Origin of the sequence: Microcoleus vaginatus HSN003 (assembly GCF_022701255.1) — a bacterium.
In the GTDB taxonomy this organism is placed as follows: Bacteria; Cyanobacteriota; Cyanobacteriia; order Cyanobacteriales; family Microcoleaceae; genus Microcoleus; species Microcoleus vaginatus_B.
The window spans coordinates 6,329,261-6,349,679 of sequence record NZ_CP031705.1; the positions used below are offsets into that span (position 1 = coordinate 6,329,261).

The 20,419-nt window shown below is 43.3% G+C and carries 14 protein-coding genes and 2 pseudogenes; 7 read left to right on the forward strand and 9 right to left on the reverse strand.

Features of this window, described 5'->3' with window-relative positions; genetic code table 11:
- The first annotated feature begins 39 nt into the window (after positions 1-39).
- Together D0A37_RS27085 and D0A37_RS27090 are read left to right on the forward strand one after the other, a co-directional pair.
- A complete protein-coding gene (locus D0A37_RS27085) occupies positions 40-2,586 on the forward strand; it encodes a PAS domain S-box protein (RefSeq protein WP_242719235.1) in 2,547 nt (848 codons plus the stop codon).
- Positions 2,587-2,601: 15 nt separating this feature from the next.
- Complete coding sequence (locus tag D0A37_RS27090; RefSeq protein ID WP_242719237.1) at positions 2,602-3,822, forward strand: hybrid sensor histidine kinase/response regulator; 1,221 nt, start codon at positions 2,602-2,604, stop codon at positions 3,820-3,822.
- 24 nt (positions 3,823-3,846) lie between these two features.
- Here D0A37_RS27090 and D0A37_RS27095 read toward each other — a convergent pair whose 3' ends face one another.
- The 4 genes and pseudogenes from D0A37_RS27095 to D0A37_RS29620 all read right to left on the reverse strand — a co-directional run.
- Entirely contained in the window at positions 3,847-4,428 is a 582-nt protein-coding gene (locus D0A37_RS27095; protein ID WP_242719239.1) for a D-glycero-alpha-D-manno-heptose-1,7-bisphosphate 7-phosphatase, read from the reverse strand.
- 281 nt (positions 4,429-4,709) lie between these two features.
- On the reverse strand, positions 4,710-5,834 hold the full coding sequence (locus D0A37_RS27100; RefSeq protein WP_242719241.1) for an ATP-binding protein: 1,125 nt from the start codon (positions 5,832-5,834) through the stop codon (positions 4,710-4,712).
- Positions 5,831-6,685, reverse strand: coding sequence for a WD40 repeat domain-containing protein (locus D0A37_RS27105; protein ID WP_242719243.1), 855 nt, complete (start codon positions 6,683-6,685; stop codon positions 5,831-5,833). The genes D0A37_RS27100 and D0A37_RS27105 overlap by 4 nt, the downstream gene beginning before the upstream one ends.
- Before the next feature lie 99 nt (positions 6,686-6,784).
- A pseudogene (locus D0A37_RS29620) lies at positions 6,785-7,663 on the reverse strand (WD40 repeat domain-containing protein); the annotation flags it as partial.
- Between D0A37_RS29620 and D0A37_RS27110 the strand changes: the two are divergent.
- The gene (locus D0A37_RS27110) at positions 7,664-8,806 is read left to right on the forward strand and encodes an IS4 family transposase (RefSeq protein ID WP_242719245.1); all 1,143 of its coding nucleotides are present in this window, start codon (positions 7,664-7,666) and stop codon (positions 8,804-8,806) included. It begins immediately after the preceding pseudogene.
- Here the strand turns inward: D0A37_RS27110 and D0A37_RS27115 are convergent.
- The 5 genes from D0A37_RS27115 to D0A37_RS27135 form a co-directional block, all read right to left on the reverse strand.
- Positions 8,803-9,336 carry a hypothetical protein gene (locus D0A37_RS27115; RefSeq protein WP_242719247.1) on the reverse strand — a complete coding sequence of 178 codons (534 nt, stop codon included), beginning with the start codon at positions 9,334-9,336 and terminating at the stop codon, positions 8,803-8,805. The genes D0A37_RS27110 and D0A37_RS27115 overlap by 4 nt on opposite strands.
- Before the next feature lies 1 nt (position 9,337).
- Positions 9,338-11,713 carry a WD40 repeat domain-containing protein gene (locus D0A37_RS27120; protein ID WP_242719249.1) on the reverse strand — a complete coding sequence of 792 codons (2,376 nt, stop codon included), beginning with the start codon at positions 11,711-11,713 and terminating at the stop codon, positions 9,338-9,340.
- A gap of 1 nt (position 11,714) precedes the next feature.
- Positions 11,715-13,994 carry a WD40 repeat domain-containing protein gene (locus tag D0A37_RS27125; RefSeq protein ID WP_242719251.1) on the reverse strand — a complete coding sequence of 760 codons (2,280 nt, stop codon included), beginning with the start codon at positions 13,992-13,994 and terminating at the stop codon, positions 11,715-11,717.
- Between the two features lie 213 nt (positions 13,995-14,207).
- A complete protein-coding gene (locus D0A37_RS27130; protein ID WP_242719253.1) occupies positions 14,208-15,278 on the reverse strand; it encodes an IS630 family transposase in 1,071 nt (356 codons plus the stop codon).
- A gap of 10 nt (positions 15,279-15,288) precedes the next feature.
- Positions 15,289-16,539, reverse strand: a complete 1,251-nt coding sequence (locus D0A37_RS27135; RefSeq protein WP_242719255.1) for an NACHT domain-containing protein — start codon at positions 16,537-16,539, stop codon at positions 15,289-15,291.
- Positions 16,540-16,883: 344 nt separating this feature from the next.
- On the opposite strand from D0A37_RS27135, the gene D0A37_RS27140 reads away from it, so the two are divergent.
- From D0A37_RS27140 to tnpC, 4 genes and pseudogenes are all read left to right on the forward strand, one after another.
- On the forward strand, positions 16,884-17,510 hold the full coding sequence (locus tag D0A37_RS27140) for an ATP-binding protein (RefSeq protein ID WP_242719257.1): 627 nt from the start codon (positions 16,884-16,886) through the stop codon (positions 17,508-17,510).
- 205 nt (positions 17,511-17,715) lie between these two features.
- Entirely contained in the window at positions 17,716-18,345 is a 630-nt protein-coding gene (locus D0A37_RS27145) for an ATP-binding protein (RefSeq protein ID WP_242719259.1), read from the forward strand.
- Positions 18,346-18,399: 54 nt separating this feature from the next.
- Positions 18,400-18,855, forward strand: coding sequence for a response regulator transcription factor (locus D0A37_RS27150; protein WP_278187120.1), 456 nt, complete (start codon positions 18,400-18,402; stop codon positions 18,853-18,855).
- A 51-nt stretch (positions 18,856-18,906) separates the two neighbouring features.
- Positions 18,907-20,365, forward strand: a pseudogene (gene tnpC / locus D0A37_RS27155) (IS66 family transposase).
- Positions 20,366-20,419 lie beyond the last annotated feature (54 nt).

Genomic DNA, 20,419 nt, shown 5'->3' on the forward strand with positions numbered 1-20,419 from the left:
AAACAGCTCAAGTCCGCAACTGCAAAACCTAGAGCAATTATGTGTATTGATCTTACAGGGATCGATCGACCTTTTGAAACCTGCGAAGCATTAGTAGCAGAGCAAAAAGCAAAAATTCGGCAACTCGAAGAGGATTTGCAGCAGCAGAGAGAATTGTGCCAGAAATTAGAAGCACAACTCCAAGCAGTCGAGAATGCTGGCTTTTCGGGTTCCGTAACTGAATTGGATATCACCGAGGACGATCGCATTCGGTTAATCGCCTCTCTGGAAAAAAGCCAGGAAATGTACCGAACTCTCCTCAAACATTATCCGAATGGCTCGGTGTTTTTGTTCGATCGCGATTTGCGCTATACTCTGGTTGACGGCCAAGGTTTAGCACTAGCTGGTTGGTCTAAAGAACAGTTGGAAGGCAAAACATTGTGGGAAGTATCGCCACCTGAAGATTTGCCGGTTTTTGAGACTAAATATCGCGCTGCTTTGGCAGGAAAAGAGAATACTTGTGAATATAAATACGGCGATCGCATTTATTCCACAACAATTGTTCCGGTCAAAAACGACCGGGAAGAAATTATTGCCGGCCTGGTCGTTACTCAAGATATTACCGAAAAAAAACAAACCGAAATAGCACTGCAAGAAATCAAAAATCAGCTAGAAATAAAATATCAAAACCGCACTGAAGAGCTAAGAATAGCTAATCAACAATTGCGGGAAGAAATCATGTATCGCTGGCGCACCGAAGAATTTTTGCGGGAAAGCCAGGAACAGCTAGAACTGTTTTTTTCTCAATCTTTAGATGGCTTTTTCTTTGTGATGCTGGACGAACCAGTGCACTGGGACGATACAGTTGACAAAGAAAAAGTCTTGGATTACGTGTTTGCTAACGGCAGAGTAACGAAGGCAAATGATGCTTTGATAGCTCAATACGGAGGTATTAGGGAAGAGTTTATTGGTCGGACGCTTTACTCTTTCTTATCGCACAACTGGACGGGCGGCAGAGAGATAATCCGGTCATTTTTCGATGCTGGCAGAATTCACATCGAAAATGAAAATCGCAAGTTTGACGGGGTTCCAGTGTGGGTGGAAGGCGACTATATTTGCATTTACGATTCCCACGGCAGAATCGTCGGGTATTTTGGCGTGCAGCGCGATATTAGCGCTCGCAAAAAAACAGAAGCAGCCCTGAAAGAAAGCGAAGAAAGATTCCGACAGCTAGCAGAAAACATTGAAAGCGTGTTTTGGATGGTAAACGTTCAACCCCAGGAAATTATTTATATCAGTCCGGGTTACGAAAAGATTTGGGGCAGAAGCAGCGCTGATGTGTATGCTAAGGGGCGCTTTTTTGCAGATTCCCTCCATCCAGAAGATCGCGAGCGGGTTATTGCTAATTTAACTAGACAAATTGAGTCGGAAGACGAGATAGAATACCGAATTGTCAGGCCGGACGGCCAAATTCGCTGGATTCGCGATCGGGCTTTTCCGATTAAAAATCAAGCTGGTCAAGTTTACCGCATTGTTGGCATTGCAGAAGATATAAGTGAAGGCAAACAGGCAGAAAAAACCATCCGCGAAAGTGAAGAACGCTTCCGCCAGTTAGCAGAAAATATCCAAGATTCCGTCTGGCTAATGTCTGCGGAATTCACCGATTTATTGTATCTGAGTCCAGCTTACGAACAAATCTGGGGGCGCAGTCGCGAAGAACTCTATGCTGATCCCTTAAAAATGATGGAGTGGGTGCATCCAGAAGATAAACATTTGTTGGAAGAGGCCATGGGGCGAGTGTTGCAGGGCGAGTCCACCAATACCGAATATCGGGTTTTTCTGCCAGACGGCACAATTCGCTGGGTGTGCGATCGAGCTTTTCCCATTTACGACGAATCGGGCAACATTTACCGCATCGCAGGTATTGCCGAAGATATCAGCGATCGCAAATTTACCGAAGCCCGCATCCAAGCAGCACTCCGTGAAAAAGAAGTATTGATCAAAGAAATTCACCACCGAGTCAAAAATAATATGCAGGTAATTTCCAGCCTGCTGCAACTTCAGGCTCAATATATTGAAGACGAAGCGACGCTAACTTTATTTGAAGAAAGCCAGACTCGCATCCATTCAATGGCTTTGATTCATGAGCAACTCTATCAATCAGAACATCTCGATCGCATCGATATCCCCCCCTACGTCGAGAACTTGGTTGCTAATTTATATCAATCGTTTGGGTGCGGCAACACTGCCATCCAATTCAATCTCAACGTTGACCCCATTTATTTAAACATAGAAACAGCAATTCCTTGTGGCTTAATTATTAACGAACTGGTTTCCAATTCCCTAAAATATGCTTTTACCCAAAGCTTAATAGGTGAAATTAACATTGAACTCAATGAAATTAATTTTCAGCAATTTCGATTAATTATTAAAGATAATGGTAGTGGCTTCCCGCCTGGTTTTGACGTAGAAAATACTGAAACATTAGGCTTGCGATTAGTAAGGATGTTGGCTTACCAATTAGAGGGGACTATTGCCATTGACAGTCAGCATGGAACCTGTTACACTCTGATTTTCCAAGAGTTGAATTATCGGCAGCGTATTTAACCTATTTAACGAAAAATGAACCCTCTACAAATTTTGGTGGTAGAAGACGAAGTTATTGTAGCCCAAGACATAGCAGGTCGATTAAAAAAACTCGGATATGTAGTAACAGCTACAGTTTCTTCAGGAGAAGAAGCAATTCAAAAAGCTATAGAAAAGCCGCCAGATTTAGTATTGATGGACATCGTGCTTAAAGGTGACATGGACGGCGTAACAGCGGCAGAAAAAATCAGAACCCATAGGAATGTGCCGACTGTATTTTTAACAGCTTATGCCGATGATAAAACGCTGCAAAGAGCGAAACTTACAGACCCATTCGGTTATATTATCAAACCATTTCAACAAAATGATTTGCGGGTGGCGATCGAGATTGCCATGCACAGACACGAAATCGAAACCAAGATGCGAGAATCTCTCAAAGCCGCGGAAGCAGCCAGAGAGGCGGTGGAAGAAAAATCGCACCGCCAAAACCAGTATATTTCAATGGCCGCTCACGAATTGCGGAACCCGCTCAACGCGATTTTAATTTCTGCGGAACTTCTGGAGCTCGATCGAACTCGCAGCACTGACGAATCCCAAGTTAGAACCCTGCGGCTGGTGCACTCAGCTACCCAAAAGATGAACCAGCTAATCGACGATATGCTGTTCATGGGTCGAGCAGAATCAGGCCAACTCAAATGCAATCCATTACCGATAAATTTAGTCGAATTTTGTCAAGACTTGCTGGCTCAATTGCAGTTAGGAAATGAAGCCAAGCACAAACTAATATTAAGCCCGTCAGATGTTACCAGCGCGATTTTAGATCAACAATTGCTGCACGGCATTCTCTCCAACTTAATCGTCAACGCCATCAAATATTCTCCCAACGGCGGGCAAGTCACCTTGGAATTGGAATGCCCTCCAGTAAGCGAAGGAGACAAAGAAGCTATTTTCGGCTTGTGTCCTCAGTGTTTGTTTCCCAATTCCCAATTTACAAATATTAACTCTCCCTTACTAATTCTGCGTATCCGAGACGAAGGTATCGGTATCCCCGAAACCGAACTAGGGAAAATATTTGAAATGTTTTACCGCTGCAAGAATACGGGAAAGATTAAAGGTAACGGTTTGGGATTAACAATTGTTAAAAAAGCTGTGGAATTGCAAGGAGGGGCGATCGCCTGCGAAAGCAAAATGGGCATCGGTACAACCTTCACAGTCGCGCTTCCTTACGTCGCACTTTCCTGCAAGACTCAACGATAAACAACTTAAACACCCCTACAAACACTAATCAATGTGTTGCAAAATCCACTCCACCGCCACGGCTAAATTTGCTGCAATAAAATCCGGTTTAGTATGGTGCTGATACTCCCCACTCAACACGCTTTCTCCGTAACCAGTCTGCACCAAAATACCAGTACAGCCGGCATTGTGAGCCATATCAACATCAGTCGCTTTATCCCCGACCATAAAACTATTTCGCAAATCTAGATCCTGTTCCCAAGCAGCCGCTACCAACATCCCTGTATTTGGTTTTCGCCACGTTGTATATCGCGTGAATTCTGGGTTGGTTCCGCCTTCGGCTGCGCTTAAATAAGGACAGTAATAAAGAGCATCTAACTTGGCTCCCGCTTCATTTTCTAATAGCTGACAGAGGCGTTTGTGCAAAGCTTCTACGTGGCTAACCGGATAATAACCCCTCGCCGGGCCCGATTGATTGGAAACCAAACAGCAAAATATTTGTTTGTCATTTAAACGACGTACAGCTTCGGCTACTCCGGGGATTAAATGCAAATCTTCTACTTTGTGGATGTAGCCCGCTTCGATATTGAGAACGCCATCTCTGTCAAGAAATACTGCTCGTTTCATTGTTGTATTGTTGCTTGAAAATTGGGTTTAGGGTGAGGATGCGGCAGTGTTCGTTGGTGTTAACTTAAGCTTAAAAACCTTTGTATCTATCGTTTATAGTCGAGTCTAGATCCCCCTAAATCCCCCTTAAGAAGGGGGACTTTGAGTGTTCCAGTCCTCCTCTTTTTCCGCTTGGGACTTTGGCTACTCTTGTCCCCCCCTTATTAAGGGGGTTAGGGGGGATCGGGAAGACTGGACAAGGAAGACTATAGGCTGGTACAGCGAAAATTTAGGTACGATCATCATTCTAAAATAGATTGTTTGCCTAACCATTCGCGGAAACTATTATGATACAAACTATAGCAAATTTCTCCTCCAATTTCTTGTTTATGTAAGAACTCGATCCAATTGTCTAACGCTTTTTCAACATCGTATTCATCCTGATCAATTATATTGGATATCGCACTTACAGATAAACCTGTTGTGGATTTTACCAAAACATTCAGCACAGACAATTCGATCGCCGATAAGCCATCACCTCTCATCCGCAGCCAGTGGTTTTGATAATACGCTGCTAAACGGGGAGGAAGTTCAGAGAGAAGTGAGGACTCCCCCAGATTAGCATCGGGGCGTGAATTCTCGTTAATGGCAGGTAACATCTCACTCAGATACATGAAATTGTCTTCGCTGACAGTTGCGAGTTGTTGGCCCAATTCCGGTGCCGTTAAATCCGGTGCGGTGGATAGGTATTGCTGAATGTAGTTCAGGGCATCCTCGCGATTTTGGGCGGGATAATCTCTTAAATCGAGAGTTTGAGAGGGCGTTTCAATTAACAAACCGGATTTCTCTCTCAAAAACGGGCGGCGGGCGAGGATAAAATAAGTACGATCGCCCAAATATCTCGGCAGATAAAACAGATTTGTGCTGGGAGGCTGACTCGTGCGGGCGATCGCGTCTACAGAATCAATGACTATTATCAACTTTTGGCGAGCGTCTAATTTATCGCTAATTTGCTGAAGCAACAAAGACAGAAACCAACTCCCATCATGGGATTCGAGATTTTGAAGTTGAGATTTGAGCTTGAGAATTTCCGATGTTTCCCCATTGGCGGCAAGGTATTTGTCAATCAGTTGATTGCAGACAGAAGCGAGAAAATCTTCAGCTCGATTTTTGCCCTCAACTGCAGCGTTGTAATAGATACTGCGAGGATGGGCGGTGACATATTGGGCGAGGATGGAACTTTTGCCGCAGCCGGGAGTGCCGACAATTGTGAAATAACCGCGGCTGTGGGAGTTGAGAAAGTTGGAAATGGCATAAAAAAGAAATTCGCGCCCGACAAAATTATCGGTTTTTTCTCGCAGGAGTTGCTGAAATTCTTTTGGGTAAGCAGCGGTAGAGATGGGAGTTGAGAGAGGTGAGGAATTCATGTTAGTGCCTCCACCCCTTCTAGCCGCAGGAAATATACGCGACCGGATTCTTCGCCTACCACAATTGTGACTCCATCGGGTGCAATAGCGCAAGAGGCGATCGAACTTTCACCCCTGAAACTGGCAATGACATTTCTACTGGACAAATCCCAGACTTTGAGGGTTTTGTCATCTGAACCAGAAATCGCCCATTTGCCGTCGGGGGTGATGGCTACTGCTTTTACCGATTTGCTGTGATCTTTGAGAGTAAACTCTTCCTTTCCAGTTGTTAAATCCCAGACTTTTAGGGTGTTGTCGCACGAACCAGAAATGGCCAGCTTCCCATTAGAAGTGATGGCAACTGAATTTACCGAGTCTCTGTGAACATTTAAAGTAAACAGTTCCTTTCTAGCGGTTAAATTCCAGACTTTGATGCTGGTGTCATCTGAACCAGAAATCGCCAGCTTGCCGTCAGCAGTGATAGCAACTGCATTTACCGAGTAGCTGTGGAGAGTAAACTCTTCCTTTCCAGTTGTTAAATCCCAGACTTTGATGGCCTTGTCCCACGAACCGGAAACCGCCCTCTTCCCATCAGCAGTGAGGGCTACTGCATTGACCGATTCGCTATGACCTTGGAGAGTAAACTCTTCTTTTCCAGTTGTTAAATCCCAGACTTTGACAGTCTTGTCGAAAGAACCCGAAATCGCCCGCTTACCATCAGCAGTGACGGCTACCGAATTTACCAAGTAGCTATGACCAGTGAGAGTAAATTCTTCTTTTCCAGTGGTTAAATCCCAGACTTTGAGGGTTTTGTCTGCTGAACCAGAAATCGCGCGCTTGCCATCAGCAGTGACGGCTACCGAATTTACCAAGTAGCTGTGACCTTTGAGAGTAAACTGTTCGTTTCCAGTGGTTAAATCCCAGACTTTGAGGGTTTTGTCCGATGAACCAGAAATTGCCCGCTTGCCATCAGCAGTGACGGCTACTGCATTTACTGAGTAGCTGTGACCTTCGAGAGTAAACTGTTCCTTTCGAGTTGTTAAATCCCAGACTCTGAGGGAGTTGTCAAATGAACCAGAAATTGCCCGCTTGCCATCAGCAGTGACGGCTACTGTATATAGTGAGTCGCTGTGACCTTCGAAAGTAAACAGTTGCTTTCCAGTGGTTAAATCCCAGACTCTGAGGGTTTTGTCTCTTGAACCAGAAATCGCCTGTTTCCCATCCTCCGTGACGGCAACTGCATTTACTGAGTAGCTGTGACCTTTGAGAGTAAACTCCTCCTTTCGAGTTGTTAAATCCCAGACTTTGATGGTGTTGTCCCACGAACCAGAAATTGCCCGCTTGCCATCCTCCGTGACAGCGACTGCATTTACTGAGTAGCTGTGACCTTTGAGAGTAAACAGTTGCTTTCCAGTGGTTAAATCCCAGACTTTGATGGTGTTGTCGAAAGAACCAGAAATTGCCCTTTTGCCATCCTCCGTGACGGCGACTGCATATACTGAGTTACTGTGACCTTCGAGGGTAAATTCTTCCTTTGCAGTGGTTAAATCCCAGACTTTGAGGGTGTTGTCTGTTGAACCAGAAATGGCCCGCTTGCTATCCTCCGTGACGGCGACTGCATATACTGAATTACTGTGACCTTCGAGGGTAAATTCTTCCTTTCCAGTGGTTAAATCCCAGACTTTGAGGGTCTTGTCTCTTGAACCAGAAATTGCCCTTTTGCCATCCTCCGTGACGGCGCTGGGGGGGTAACAACACGCCCCAAACCCAGACGTGGTAAAGATTGGCCTGTGTTGTGGTAAAAAAAGATAGGCAGCAGAATTGTTACACGCTTGCCTATCCCAAAAAATATGTTACCAACATTTTACCAGACTCACTTACAAAAACAACTGACGCAAGCCCAGTTTATTTTACTCACAATCTTATTGAACCTGATACAATCCGAGAAACAAGTGAGGTTAGAGAGACTGGTACGAGTATTTCCTTACCCAATTACTACCGAAAGTCGCCGTCGCAAATTACAAAGATTTCTCGATTTACCTCAATTAACGCTCGCACTAATCTGGTTCCCATTAATCACTTATTGGTTAACAACTTATTGTCCTATCGGACAAAGGTTATCGATTGCGATCGACCGCAGTCAGTGGGGGTGTATTAATCTGTTCACGCTCGCATTGATTTGGCAGAAGAGGGCTATCCCATTATACTGGTGTTTATTACCCAAATTAGGAAACAGTAACTTAGAAGAACAAACCCTCGCTCTCCAACAAGTCTTACCCTTACTTAAAGAATATAAAGTCATCGTTTTAGGAGACCGTGAATTTTGCTCGGTAGACTTGGGAAACTGGCTCAAGACAATGGGTGTATCTTTTTGCTTGAGACTGAAAAAAAATCATTGCCTGGAAACAGAAAATTTAATCTGGCAACGTTTAGACCAATTAGGAATAATACCAGGAACTTCGTTATACTTTCAAGGAATAAGAGTCAGAAAAACCCGACCAGTAGCCGGATTTGATATCGCCTGTAAATGGAAACGTAACTATCAGGGAATAAAAGTCAAAGATGCTTGGTTTATTCTGACAGATTTAGGCTCATTGCCCGTCGCGATTGCAGCTTACAAAAAGCGGATGGGGATAGAAGAAATGTTCCGAGATTATAAGACAGGAGGCTACAATATAGAAGGAACTGGTTTAAAGGGAGAGCGGCTTATTAAAATAATTTTATTAATGGCTATCGCCTACAGTTCGGCAATATTTCAGGGTAAGGAAATTCAGAAAAAGCAGCTACAAAAATATATATCTCGTTCTAAAGAACCCAGAAAAAAATACCGAAGACGGAGTACATTTGGCATTGGTCAAGATGGGGAACAGTGGGTAAATTATCTCGCTCAACATTCCGAACTCGTTCAAGAGTTAATGAAATTAACCCGCAATAAACGTCGCTTTTACCAACAGGGTATACGGGCTGCAACCTTGATTAGGTCTAGTTCCTAGACCTCTTTGTCACCCTCCCAGGTGACGGCGACTGCATATACTGAGTTGCTGTGACCTTCGAGGGTGCGTAGCAATCCCCTGCGAGGGGGAGTTAAACAAGCTGTCAAAGGACGCAACCAAGGTGGTGCTTTCCACTGCTTCGCTACCTCCAGCATTGCCTGAATCTGAGGCATTTCAAAGTCCTGTAGGCGCCCTAACAATTGTTCCGCCAGTTTGGTTTTATCTCGCTCCAAAATATCGGCTGACATCCACAGTACCCTTTGAATCAAGTTCAAGGCTTTTGCTGTTTCTGAGTTGTATTTTAGGTTAGTGACTGCTTCAGAAGCGCTAACCAAATCGAAATCATCAATCAGTGCCTGCACCCCAAATTCAGGATGCTGAATCTTTGCCATCAGAAAGTTAAAATCAGTCAGTTTTTGAGAATACTTTTCTAAATTCCCTGACTTAACATAATTTGGCAGTAAACTGCCCAGATAAGCACGTTGATAGAAAAGTGGTTTGGCAGCTAACTTGTCAGTAAACTCTCCCATCTCACCCCATCCCCTCTTCTAAATACTCAGTAATCCCTTCTAGTCGCAGGAAATATACGCGGCCCGATGCGTCGCCGGCCACAATTGTCAGTCCATCGGGTGCAATAGCGCAACAGATTATCGCACTTTCACCCGTAAAACTGGCAATGAGATTTCCAGTGGTTAAATCCCAGACTTTGATGGTCTTGTCCGAGGAACCAGAAATCGCCCGTTTACCATCAGGAGTGACAGCTACTGCTTTTACCAAATCGCTGTGACCAGTGAGAGTAAACTCTTCCTTTCGAGTTGTTAAATCCCAAACTTTGATAGTGTTGTCATGTGAACAAGAAATTGCCCGCTTCCCATCAGTAGTGAGGGCTACTGCATTTACAAAGTTGCTGTGACCAGTGAGAGTAAACTCTTCCTTTTTAGTGATTAAATCCCAGACTTTGATGGTGTAGTCCGATGAACCAGAAATTGCCAGCTTGCCATCAGCAGTGACAGCGACTGCATTTACAAAGTTGCTGTGACCATTAAGAGTAAACTGTTCCTTTCCAGTTGTCAAATCCCAGACTTTTAGGGTGTTATCCGATGAACCAGAAACTGCCCTTTTGCCATCAGCAGTGACGGCTACTCCATTGACTGAGGAGCTGTGACCTTTGAGAGTAAACAGTTCCTTTCCAGTTGTTAAATCCCAGACTTTTAGGGTGTTGTCTTTTGAACCAGAAATCGCCCGCTTCCCATCCGCAGTGACGGCTACCGCATTTACAAAGTAGTTATGGCTTTCATAAGTAAACAGTTTCTTTCCAGTTGTTAACTCCCAGACTTTTAGGGTGTTGTCTTTTGAACCAGAAATAGCCCGCTTCCCATCCGCAGGAATAGCGGCTGCATTTACCGAGTAGTTATGGTCATGAGAAGTAAGCTCTTCCTTTTCAGTTGTTAAATCCCAGACTTTGAGCGTGCTGTCCGAGCAACCAGAAATCGCCCGCTTACCATCAGCAGTGACGGCTACCGAGTTTACCGAGTAGTGATGGTCATGAGAAGTAAACTCTTCCTTTCCAGTTGTTAAATCCCAAACTTTGAGAGTGTTGTCTTTTGAACCAGAAATCGCCCGTTTCCCATCAGCAGTGACGGCTACCGAATTTACCGAGTAACTGTGACTATTGAGAGTAAACTCTTCCTTCCCCGTTGTTAAATCCCAGACCTTGAGCGTCCTGTCTCTTGAACCAGAAATCGCTCGCTTGCCATCAGCAGTAACGGCTACCGCATTGACCGAAGAGCTGTGACCTTTGAGAGTAAATTCTTCCTTTTTATTTGTTAAATCCCAAACTTTAAGAGTGTTGTCCGATGAACCAGAAATCACCCGATTCCCATCAGTAGTGACAGCGACGGCCCATACCGAATTACTGTGGCCTTTGAGAGTAAACTCTTCCTTCCGAGTTGTTAAATCCCAAACTTTGACCGTTTTATCCTCTGAACCAGAAATTGCTCGTTTGCCATCAAGAGTGACAGCGACGGCCCATACGGAGTTACTGTGACCTTTGAGAGTAAACTCTTCCTTTCCAGTTACTAAATTCCAGACTTTGAGGGTGTTGTCCGATGAACCAGAAATTACTCGTTTACCATCAGCAGTGACAGCAACTGCATTTACCCAGTAAGTGTGACCTTTGAGAGTAAACTCTTCCTTTCCAGTTGTTAAATCCCAAATTTTTATGGTATTGTCCCAAGAACCAGAAATCACCCGCTTGCCATCCTCCGTGACAGCAACTGCATTTACATTTACTGAGTAGCCATGACCTTGGAGTGTAAAAAGTTCCTTTCCAGTTGTTAAATTCCAGACTTTTATGGTCTTATCTACTGAACCAGAAATCACCTGTTTGCCATCAGTAGTGACGGCAACTGCATTTACAAAATTTGTGTGGCCTTCAAGTGTACGTAGTAATCCTCCTCGGGGGGGAATGAGACAAGGGATTAAAGGACGCAACCAAGGTGCTGCTTTCCACTTTTTTGCTACCTGCAGCATTGCTTGAATCTCTGGCATTTCAAAGTACAGTAGGCGGCCTAACAATTGTTGTGCTAGTTTAGCTTTATTTAGTTCTAAAATATCCGCTGACATCCACAGCACCGATTGAATCAAGTTCAGAGATTTCGCTCTTTCTAGGTTGTAATCGGAGTGAGTTACTGCTTCTGGCTCCTCTACTAAATTAAAATCATCAATAAGCGCCTGCACCCCAAACTCAGGATGCTGAATCTTTGCCATCAGGAAGTTAAAATCAGTCAGTTTTTGATAATACTTTTCTAAATTACCTGACTTGACATAATTTGGCAGTAAGCTGCCCAGATAAGCACGTTGATATGAAAGTGGTTTAGCCGCTAACTTGTCAGCAAATTCTCCCATCTCACGCCATCCCCTTTTCTAAATACTCAGTAATCCCTTCTAGCCGCAGGAAATATACGCGGCCGGATTCTTCGCCTACCACAATTGTGATTTGATCTGGTGCAATAGCGCAAGAGGCGATCGAACTTTCACCCGTGAAACTAGCAATGATATTTCCATTCGACAAATCCCAGACTTTGAGGGTGTTGTCCGACGAACCAGAAATCGCCCGCTTGCCATCAGCAGTGACGGCTACTATATTTACTGAGTTGCTGTGACCTTTGAGAGTAAACTGTTCTTTTCCAGTTGTTAAATCCCAGACTTTAAGAGTTTTGTCTCTTGAACCAGAAATTGCCCGCTTGCCATCAGCAGTAGTAGCGACTGCTATTACCGACTTGCTGTGACCCGTGAGGGTAAAAAGTTGCCTTGGAGCTATTGGATTTCTCCAAATAAAAGCTAACAATTCCCTCCTTATTTCTAAATCCCAGACTTTGATGGTGTTGTCCGACGAACCAGAAATGGCCCGCTTCCCATCAGTGGTGACGGCGACTGCATATACCGAGTCCCTGTGACCTTTGAGCGTAAACAGTTCCTCTCGATTTACTAAATCCCAAACTTTGAGGGTGTCGTCCCGTGAACCAGAAATGGCCCGCTTCCCATCAGTGGTGACGGCGACTGCATATACCGAGTCCCTGTGACCTTGAAGCGTAAACAGTTCATCTTCAGTTTCTAAATCCCAAACTTTGAGGGTGTGGTTCCGTGAACTAGAAATCGCCCGCTTGCCATCAGTGGTGACGGCGACTGCACTTACTGATTCCCTGTGACCAGTGAGAGTAAACTGTTCATTTCCAGTTGTTAAATCCCAAACTTTGAGGGTGTTGTCCGACGAACCGGAAATCGCCCACTTCCCATCAGCAGTTACGGCTATTGCTTTTACCAAGTAGCTGCGATCTTTGATGCTAAACAGTTTATCTCCAGTTGTTAAATCCCAGACTTTGAGGCTGTTGTCCGACGAACCAGAAATCGCCCGCTTGCCATCAGCAGTTACGGCTACTGCATTTATCGAGTCCATGTGACCTGTAAGCGTAAACAGTTCCTTTCCAGTTGTTAAATCCCAAACTTTGAGGAGGTTGTCCGACGAACCGGAAATCGCCCGCTTGCCATCAGCAGTGACGGCTATTGCTTTTACCCTGTGACTTTTGATGGTAAACAGTTCCTTTCCAGTGGTTAGATCCCAGACTTTGAGGGTGTTGTCCGACGAACCAGAAATCGCCCGCTTCCCATCAGCAGTGACGGCGACTGCTTTTACCCAGTCGCTGTGACCTTTAAGAGTAAACAGTTCCTTTCCAGTGGTTAAATCCCAGACTTTTAGGGTGTTGTCCGACGAACCGGAAATCGCCCGCTTGTCATCAGCAGTGACGGCTACTACTTTTATCGAGTCGCTGTGACCTGTAAGCGTAAACAGTTGATTTCCAGTGGTTAAATCCCAGACTTTTAGGGTGTTATCCGACGAACCAGAAATCGCCATTTTGCCATCAGCAGTGACGGCTACTGCTGTTACCCAGCTACTATGATCTTCAAGAGTAAACAGTTGATTTCCAGTGGTTAGATCCCAGACTTTTAGGGTGTTGTCCGACGAACCAGAAATCGCCCGCTTCCCATCAGCAGTGACGGCTACTGCATATACTGAGTTGCTGTGACCTTTGAGAGTAAACTGTTCATTTCCAGTTGTTAAATCCCAAACTTTGAGGGTGTTGTCTCCTGAGCCAGAAATTGCTCGCTTGCCATCAGCAGTGACAGCGACTGCATTTACCGAGTTTCTGTGACCTTTGAGGGTGCGTAGTAGTCCCCTGCGAGGGGGAGTTAAACAGGGTGTCAAAGGACGCAACCAAGGTTCTGCTTTCCACTGCTTGGCTACTTCCAGCATGACCTGAATCTCGGGCATTTCAAAGTACAGTAAGCGCCCTAACAATTGTTCCGCCAGTTTGCTCCGATCTCGCTCCAAAATATCGGCTGACATCCACAGTACCCTTTGAATCAAGTTCAAGGCTTTTGCTGTTTCTGAGTTGTATTCTGAGTGAGTTACTGCTTCTGAATCGTCAAGCAAATTGAAATCATCAATAAGTGCCTGCACCCCAAATTCAGGATGCTGAATCTTTGCCATCAGAAAGTCAAAATCTGTCAGTTTTTGATAATACTTTTCTAAATTACCTGACTTGACATGATTTGGCAGTAAGCTGCCCAGATAAGCACGTTGATAGAAAAGTGGTTTGGCCGCTAACTTGTCAGCAAATTCTCCCATCTCACGCCATCCCTTGTTCTAAATACTCAGTAATCCGTTGATTTACTTGCTTAAAAATTCTCCGCTTTGAATCCATCTCCCGTTTGGTTTTCAGAAAGTCAAGGAAACTAGCATGATAGATGGTGTAGCAGATTTCTCCGTCTACATTCTGCTTTTTCAAATACTCAACCCACTTATAGCAATCCTAAATGATTTTCTATATCTAGAGCAATCCTAAATGATTTTCTGTGTGTAAGTATATTGACGTATTTTGGGGAAATCAAATTTATGTTCGTTAGTAAAAAACTCAAACAGAAACTTGACAATCTTAAAAGACCTACATAAATACCAATACTTTCTTAAAAAGTTTTTAGCTTGTAACCAAATATCTTCAACGGGGTTCTGTTGGGGAGCATTGGGAGCAAATAAAATACAAGTAATTGACCAATTAGCAGGTTCTTTGGCAGCATTAAGTTCTAATAAAAAGTCTCTAAATTCTCCATATTTATGATAACTAGCTCCATCCCAAATCAAGATAATTTTGCGATTTTTATATTTATCTTGTAAGTATTTTATGAATTTAACTGTTGATTTTCCATCACCAGATGGATGGCTCTGAACATGGAATTCTTTGCTTTGATAATTGAGTGCGCCAAAATAAGTTTGTCTATCTTTTTCATTGGTAATTGGGACTTCAATTCGGATTTGGGATTGACCCCAAACATAACCAGTCAGATCACCATGAAGTAGATGACATTCATCTAAAAACAATACTATTATTTCCCCAGACTCTATACCAGCCTTGTTTTTAAATAAAATATCGTTAATTTCTTCCGTCTTTTTTTTTACCAGTTCTTTATCAAATTTAGGATTAATTTTTTGAGTTTTTTTCCAACTAATTTTCGCCCGGTCAAAAAGTTCATAGTAACTCTGTTTTGATTTATATATCACACCAAATTCTTGTTCTAAATAAGTAACTAGCTCATCTAAATTCCAATATTCTTTATTTCTTAACCACTCGATTACTTCAGTATTTTGTAGAGCTGTTAAATACCCTTTTGACCCTTTATGTCCTAGTTTGATTCCGGCGATGCCTTTGGTTTTAAATTGTTTTTTCCAATAACCAATAAAAAAATTACTTACACCTAAAATTTTGCTGATCTCATGGTAGATATTACCTGAGAGCGCCATCCTTACAGCTATTGCTCGTTTTAGTTCTCTGGCATCTATATCGCTTTTAATGAAAGATTCTAAACAATCTATTTCTTTTTGCCTATCTTTTTGTTGCAGGTGTAAGTTATTCATTTTTTTATGGTCACGATCGAGTATTGCATATAATTGTATCACAATCATGATAATGATTTAGGATTGCTATATCTTCTAAAACCTTTCCCACATCGCATTCATCCACCTTGGCAATTCCAGCAATCATCTCGCAGGGAATCGGCGTGCCAATCTCTAGTAAAATATACAAGACATTCTCCATCAATTGCCCTGGCTTAGCTTCCATCCCCATCTTTACCCAATGGCTTTGATAATACTCTAGCAACCCGTCTGGCAATTGCTTTAAACTCAAGTCATTGTAAACGCCTTTAGCAATTGCCGGCAAAACATACCGCAAATACATAAAATTATTTTCGCTCTTGTTTGCCACTTGTTCGACAAAAGTTTTATCGGGAATGTTGCGGGTTTTAATCCAGTTCCTCAGTCCATTTTTATGGTCAGAATCGGTATTTATAACAAAGCGAATATATTCTTTGATATCATCCTGATTGAAATTAGCATACTGGCTATCTCTTAAATCTAACTCTTCTTCGGGAACATCTACTAACAATCGCTTTTTATCGAGGCTATAGGGTCGCCGAGTCAGCAGAAAATATACGTTAGTGGGCAGATTCTTCGGTAAATGTAAAAGATTTCCTCCCGGTTCTTGTTCGACTTCATCCAGTGCATCAACTGCAATTACCAAACGTTCAGTACCAGTGAGTTTTGCCGCCGCCTTTGCCAGTAAAGTTGGTAAATCGGCGTCTTCTGAATTTGGCAATTGATAGCGGTCAATTAATTGCCGGCGAATGCTCTTCAAAAACAATTCTGGTCTGTTGCGACGTTCGACGAGAATATTGAAATAGCAGGGAGATTTATGTTCCCAGACGTATTTGGCAACGATCGAGCTTTTGCCCATTCCCGCATCCCCGATGATTGTAAAATAACCGTGAGGGTTGTCGGTGATAAATTGCTGAAACGTCTCAAAAACAAATTGGCGTCCGCAAAACCTCCGAATTTTTTCTTCTATTAACGATAGAAATTCTTCAGGGTAGGGGGCAACTACTGGGTCTGGTTTTGGATAATACTTCTGTTTTAATTTTATAAACAATATATCCAATTTGCCGGCACCGTTTTGGTCAAGAAGTTGAGGAAAAGTATTTCCAAATTTCTTGTAAATCACTCCCAGCCGCTGTTTTACAGTAGCTTCTGATATTCTTAATTCTAGTGAAAGCTCTACCTGATTGCGGGGTGCTCTTTCAGGAGAGAAGAGTGCTGCTAATAATGTTTCTTTTTGTTCCATCGATAATCCATGTGTCCCAGATTCCCCTCTAAGGAATTCTTGCCAATCCATCTAGGTTAACCCCTCATTTAACTTTATTACAACTTACGCATCATGCACTTAAATCATCCTGAGCCTTGCCAATGAGCTCTTAGACGGCTGGGATGCTTGCCAGTCCTGAGCCTTGCGAAGGATAGGGACTCTGCATGACAGTAGTTTAATTATACCTTGAGTATACTTTGATTATACCGACCTCTAATAGACCTAACTTTATACCTCTGGTCAACTTCACTCAATTAAAGTGATGCGATGATTTGATCAGAAGCACAAAAGCAATTTTTGATAAACATTGGAGGTCACTAGAAATGAATCTTAACTTATTCGGCAACTCACACCCAGACGAAGATTATAGCAAAATGGATGAAATCCCATCACTTGGGATAGGTATAAAAATTATTAGCCAAATTGCCGATGAGCTTAGTTATACCCACACTTCTGACCGTCGAAACTGTCTGTTAATTGTAAAATATTTTCAGCCTGTACTACCTCACCCTAGCACTCAAGCTGATTGTTTTAAGCGAGCGACCGATACTTTAAACATTTTCAACTGGCTGAAAGAGCAAAAAACTAGCCAATTCGATCGAATTTCTAACCAGCCACTGCAAAAAATTACTCTGCAACTTAATAGTGATATTGCCACAGTCACTCAAGTTTTATGGTGGGTGGAACAGTTAGAGAATCTACCACTTCCCGAAGAAGTTTTGCAGCTTTGTAAACTTGCGACGGTCGAGGGGTTTATTAATGCTATTCACCACCACAAAAATCTGCCATCAAACACTCCTATTGATCTGGCGATCGCAGTTTTTAACGAACGCATAGAAATTCAAATTTGGGATTGGGGAAAGCCTCTTAATTTCCCAAGCAAAGTTAAAAGTCAACAATCGCCAGCAAAAGAGCCGTTCGGTTTAAAAGAGCTGGAATTTATGTTTTAGCAAAGATGACTCTATCTGCAAATCATTCTTTAATTAGTTCTGCCTGACTAGGGCCGATAGGTTTTAATCTACTGCCCGATTTGCTCTAAAAATCATGGGCGATCGCAAATTAAAACTCACCTTGTGTACCCTACCTTCTCCCTTTTTGCTTCAGTAGGATATCTGTACAAACAAAAAACCTCAATATTTAGCAGAGAAAACCGTTATGAACTCTAACTTAGAAAATTCGCACCGTGACGAAGATTTTAGCGAAATCGAGGAAATAGGCAAGATAGGTATAAAACTTATTGGCAAAATTGCCGATGAGCTAAGTTATACCCGCACGTCTGCCGGTCGAAACTGTCTGTTAATTGTAAAATATTTTCAGCCCGGTCTAGTAGCACCCCAACCTAGCACTGAAGCTAGTATTTTTAAGCGTGCGATCGACGTTTTACACAGCTTTAACTGGCTTCAAGAGCAACGAAATCCCCCATCCGAGTCAAGTTATAACCAGCCACTTCACAAATTTAAGCTTCAAGTAAATAGCGATCTCCAGGCCGTTACTCAAGTTTTATGGTGGGTCGAGCAGTTAGAGCTTCTACCCATTCCCGAACCAGTTTTGCAGCTTTGTAAACTTGCTGCGATCGAGGGTTTTGCCCATGCTGTTCGCCACGCCCACACAAATCGGTCATTGGAAACTCCGAAAATAGAACTGGCGATCGCAGTATTTAACAAACGCCTAGAGATCGAAATATGGGATTGGGGCAAGCCTTTTGACCTCAAGACCAAGCTGAAAGAAGAATTGCCGGAAAAAACTCTGTTTAGTTGGAACGACCTGGCCTTTACTCTTCACTAAAGCTGTTCGGAAATTGCTAGGTTTCCCTTGACAACAGAAAGGAAGTTTTTTGTGATGATTACTGATACTACTCCCAAGATTCTCGTTGTGGATGATGACCCCTCCATCCGCACTCTAGTTCATCGTTTTTTAACTCAGAAATATCAAGTAGATTCGGCAGCCGATGGCGAGACGGCTTTAGAATTGTTTGATAAATTCAAGCCACTGCTAGTAGTTCTCGATTGGAATTTACCAGATACTACAGGTTATCACCTCTGCCAGGAAATGCAGCGCCGTACTAATGTTTTTGTGGTAATGCTAAGCAGCCGCACAGACGAAGCTGATAAACTTAAAGTCCTGTCCGCCGGTGCTGATGACTATATCTGCAAACCCTTTGGTTTGGCCGTGTTGGCAATTCGTATAGAAGTTGTGTTGAGACGCATGAGGCCTGTGACTCCATCACGTATTGTAGTCGATCAATTCGCGATCGATTCAGCGCGTCGGGAAGCAACACTCAACGATCGCATGTAAGGATTCAGGTAAAAAATAGTTCATTGAGAGCGAAAAATATGGTGTAGTCAGATGAGCGAAAAGCCAGAGTTATCAGCAGCACTAAAATTAGAAATAGTTGACCAGTTGAGCCGTGAGGAGCTGGTCAAAATTGTGCTAACCCAACAGAAGCTGATTGAAAAATTACAACAAGAGCTCGAAAAGCTCAAAGAGAGACAGCCCAGCAATAGCAAAACATCATCGAAACCCCCATCAAGCGATCTCATACAGAAATCAGAGCTCGCCAAAGTTGATAACTTAAAAGAGTCAGACCCAGAGCCCAAGCGTAAACCAGGAGGACAGCCAGGACATATCGGCAAAACCCGAAAAGGATTTGGACGAGTGGATAGATATCAAATCAGCACTCCTGACTCTTGTGAGCATTGTGGTAGCAGAGAATTAAGTGAGGCGATTGGTTATAGCAAGCAGCAAGTAGCGTGTTTAGCAGCCTTACCAATTGAAGTAGTGGAATATCAACGAGTCAAATGTCAATGCCTAGAATGTGGAGCAATGGTGATGGGTTCACCAGCATCCGGGATAGTTCCAGGACAAGACTTAAGCATCGACCTACAAGCATTATTGGTATGGCTAGGTAATTATGGGCACATATCCTACGAAAAGCAACAAGAGTTCCTGCGCGAACTAGGTGGAATCGAAATAGGGATAGGGACATTACAAGCGACAAATGCGCGGGTAGCCGATGCTGTAAAGTCTGCCGTTGAAGCCTTATGGAAATGGGCACCATTACAAGCCAACGTCCATGTCGATGAAACCCCTTGGTGTGTCAAGGGAGTCAAAGAATGGTTGTGGACAGCTACGGGTCAAGATTTTTGCCTGTTTCATGCTGCGGATACTCGGAGTAGAGCCGAATTAGAGACGATGCTGGGCCAGGAATTTGCGCTCAGTGTTGAGCTCTGATGATTTTAGCGTCTACAACGGTGTGATTGTGGGAGCGCAACAAAAATGTTTAGCCCATCTACGGCGACATTTTAAGAAAGTTCTGCTTCTTAGTTACGGTAACAATACAGTCGTCGCCTCTGCGTTCTTGGAATTAATTGATGAGGCATTTCGACAACATCGAAAATGGCGGGAACACCCTCAAGAGCTTGATTATCAGACTTGGGCGAGGGACTTTAAGACCAGGTTGGCAGAATTGTTAAATACTTGGCAAGGTCATGTTGGTCATGCTGCTGGACTGTTATTGCGCTCGTTGCGTGAGAAAGCACATCAATGGTGGTACTTTTTAGACCATCCTTCCATTCCTCCTGATAATAATTTGGCAGAACGTTCTCTCCGATTAGCAGTGACGAAGCGTAAGGTATCTGGGGGCTCCCGGTCAATGTCTCGGTTTGAACAAACTGCTGATTTGTTATCTGTGATTCAGACTTGTCGGTTTCAGGGTAAAAGCGCAATGGCTTTTTTCCGTGATGCTATATTTGCCCATTCTTGTAACTTTTTCATGCCTTCTCTTATTCCCCAATCAAAGACCTGAATCCTTACGATCGCATTATCAAGTTAACAGCCTTGGAATTTAAGATATTGTATT

Bases quoted from the DNA above. Each gene is read 5' to 3' on its own strand.
- D0A37_RS27095 (WP_242719239.1), bottom strand. From the start codon at position 4,428: ATGAAACGAGCAGTATTTCTTGACAGAGATGGCGTTCTCAATATCGAA.
- D0A37_RS27130 (WP_242719253.1), bottom strand. From the start codon at position 15,278: ATGAATAACTTACACCTGCAACAAAAAGATAGGCAAAAAGAAATAGAT.
- D0A37_RS27140 (WP_242719257.1), top strand. From the start codon at position 16,884: ATGAATCTTAACTTATTCGGCAACTCACACCCAGACGAAGATTATAGC.
- D0A37_RS27115 (WP_242719247.1), bottom strand. From the start codon at position 9,336: ATGGGAGAGTTTACTGACAAGTTAGCTGCCAAACCACTTTTCTATCAA.
- D0A37_RS27120 (WP_242719249.1), bottom strand. From the start codon at position 11,713: ATGGGAGAATTTGCTGACAAGTTAGCGGCTAAACCACTTTCATATCAA.
- D0A37_RS27085 (WP_242719235.1), top strand. From the start codon at position 40: ATGTGTATTGATCTTACAGGGATCGATCGACCTTTTGAAACCTGCGAA.
- D0A37_RS27090 (WP_242719237.1), top strand. From the start codon at position 2,602: ATGAACCCTCTACAAATTTTGGTGGTAGAAGACGAAGTTATTGTAGCC.
- D0A37_RS27110 (WP_242719245.1), top strand. From the start codon at position 7,664: ATGTTACCAACATTTTACCAGACTCACTTACAAAAACAACTGACGCAA.
- D0A37_RS27125 (WP_242719251.1), bottom strand. From the start codon at position 13,994: ATGGGAGAATTTGCTGACAAGTTAGCGGCCAAACCACTTTTCTATCAA.
- D0A37_RS27100 (WP_242719241.1), bottom strand. From the start codon at position 5,834: ATGAATTCCTCACCTCTCTCAACTCCCATCTCTACCGCTGCTTACCCA.
- D0A37_RS27145 (WP_242719259.1), top strand. From the start codon at position 17,716: ATGAACTCTAACTTAGAAAATTCGCACCGTGACGAAGATTTTAGCGAA.
- D0A37_RS27135 (WP_242719255.1), bottom strand. From the start codon at position 16,539: ATGGAACAAAAAGAAACATTATTAGCAGCACTCTTCTCTCCTGAAAGA.
- D0A37_RS27150 (WP_278187120.1), top strand. From the start codon at position 18,400: ATGATTACTGATACTACTCCCAAGATTCTCGTTGTGGATGATGACCCC.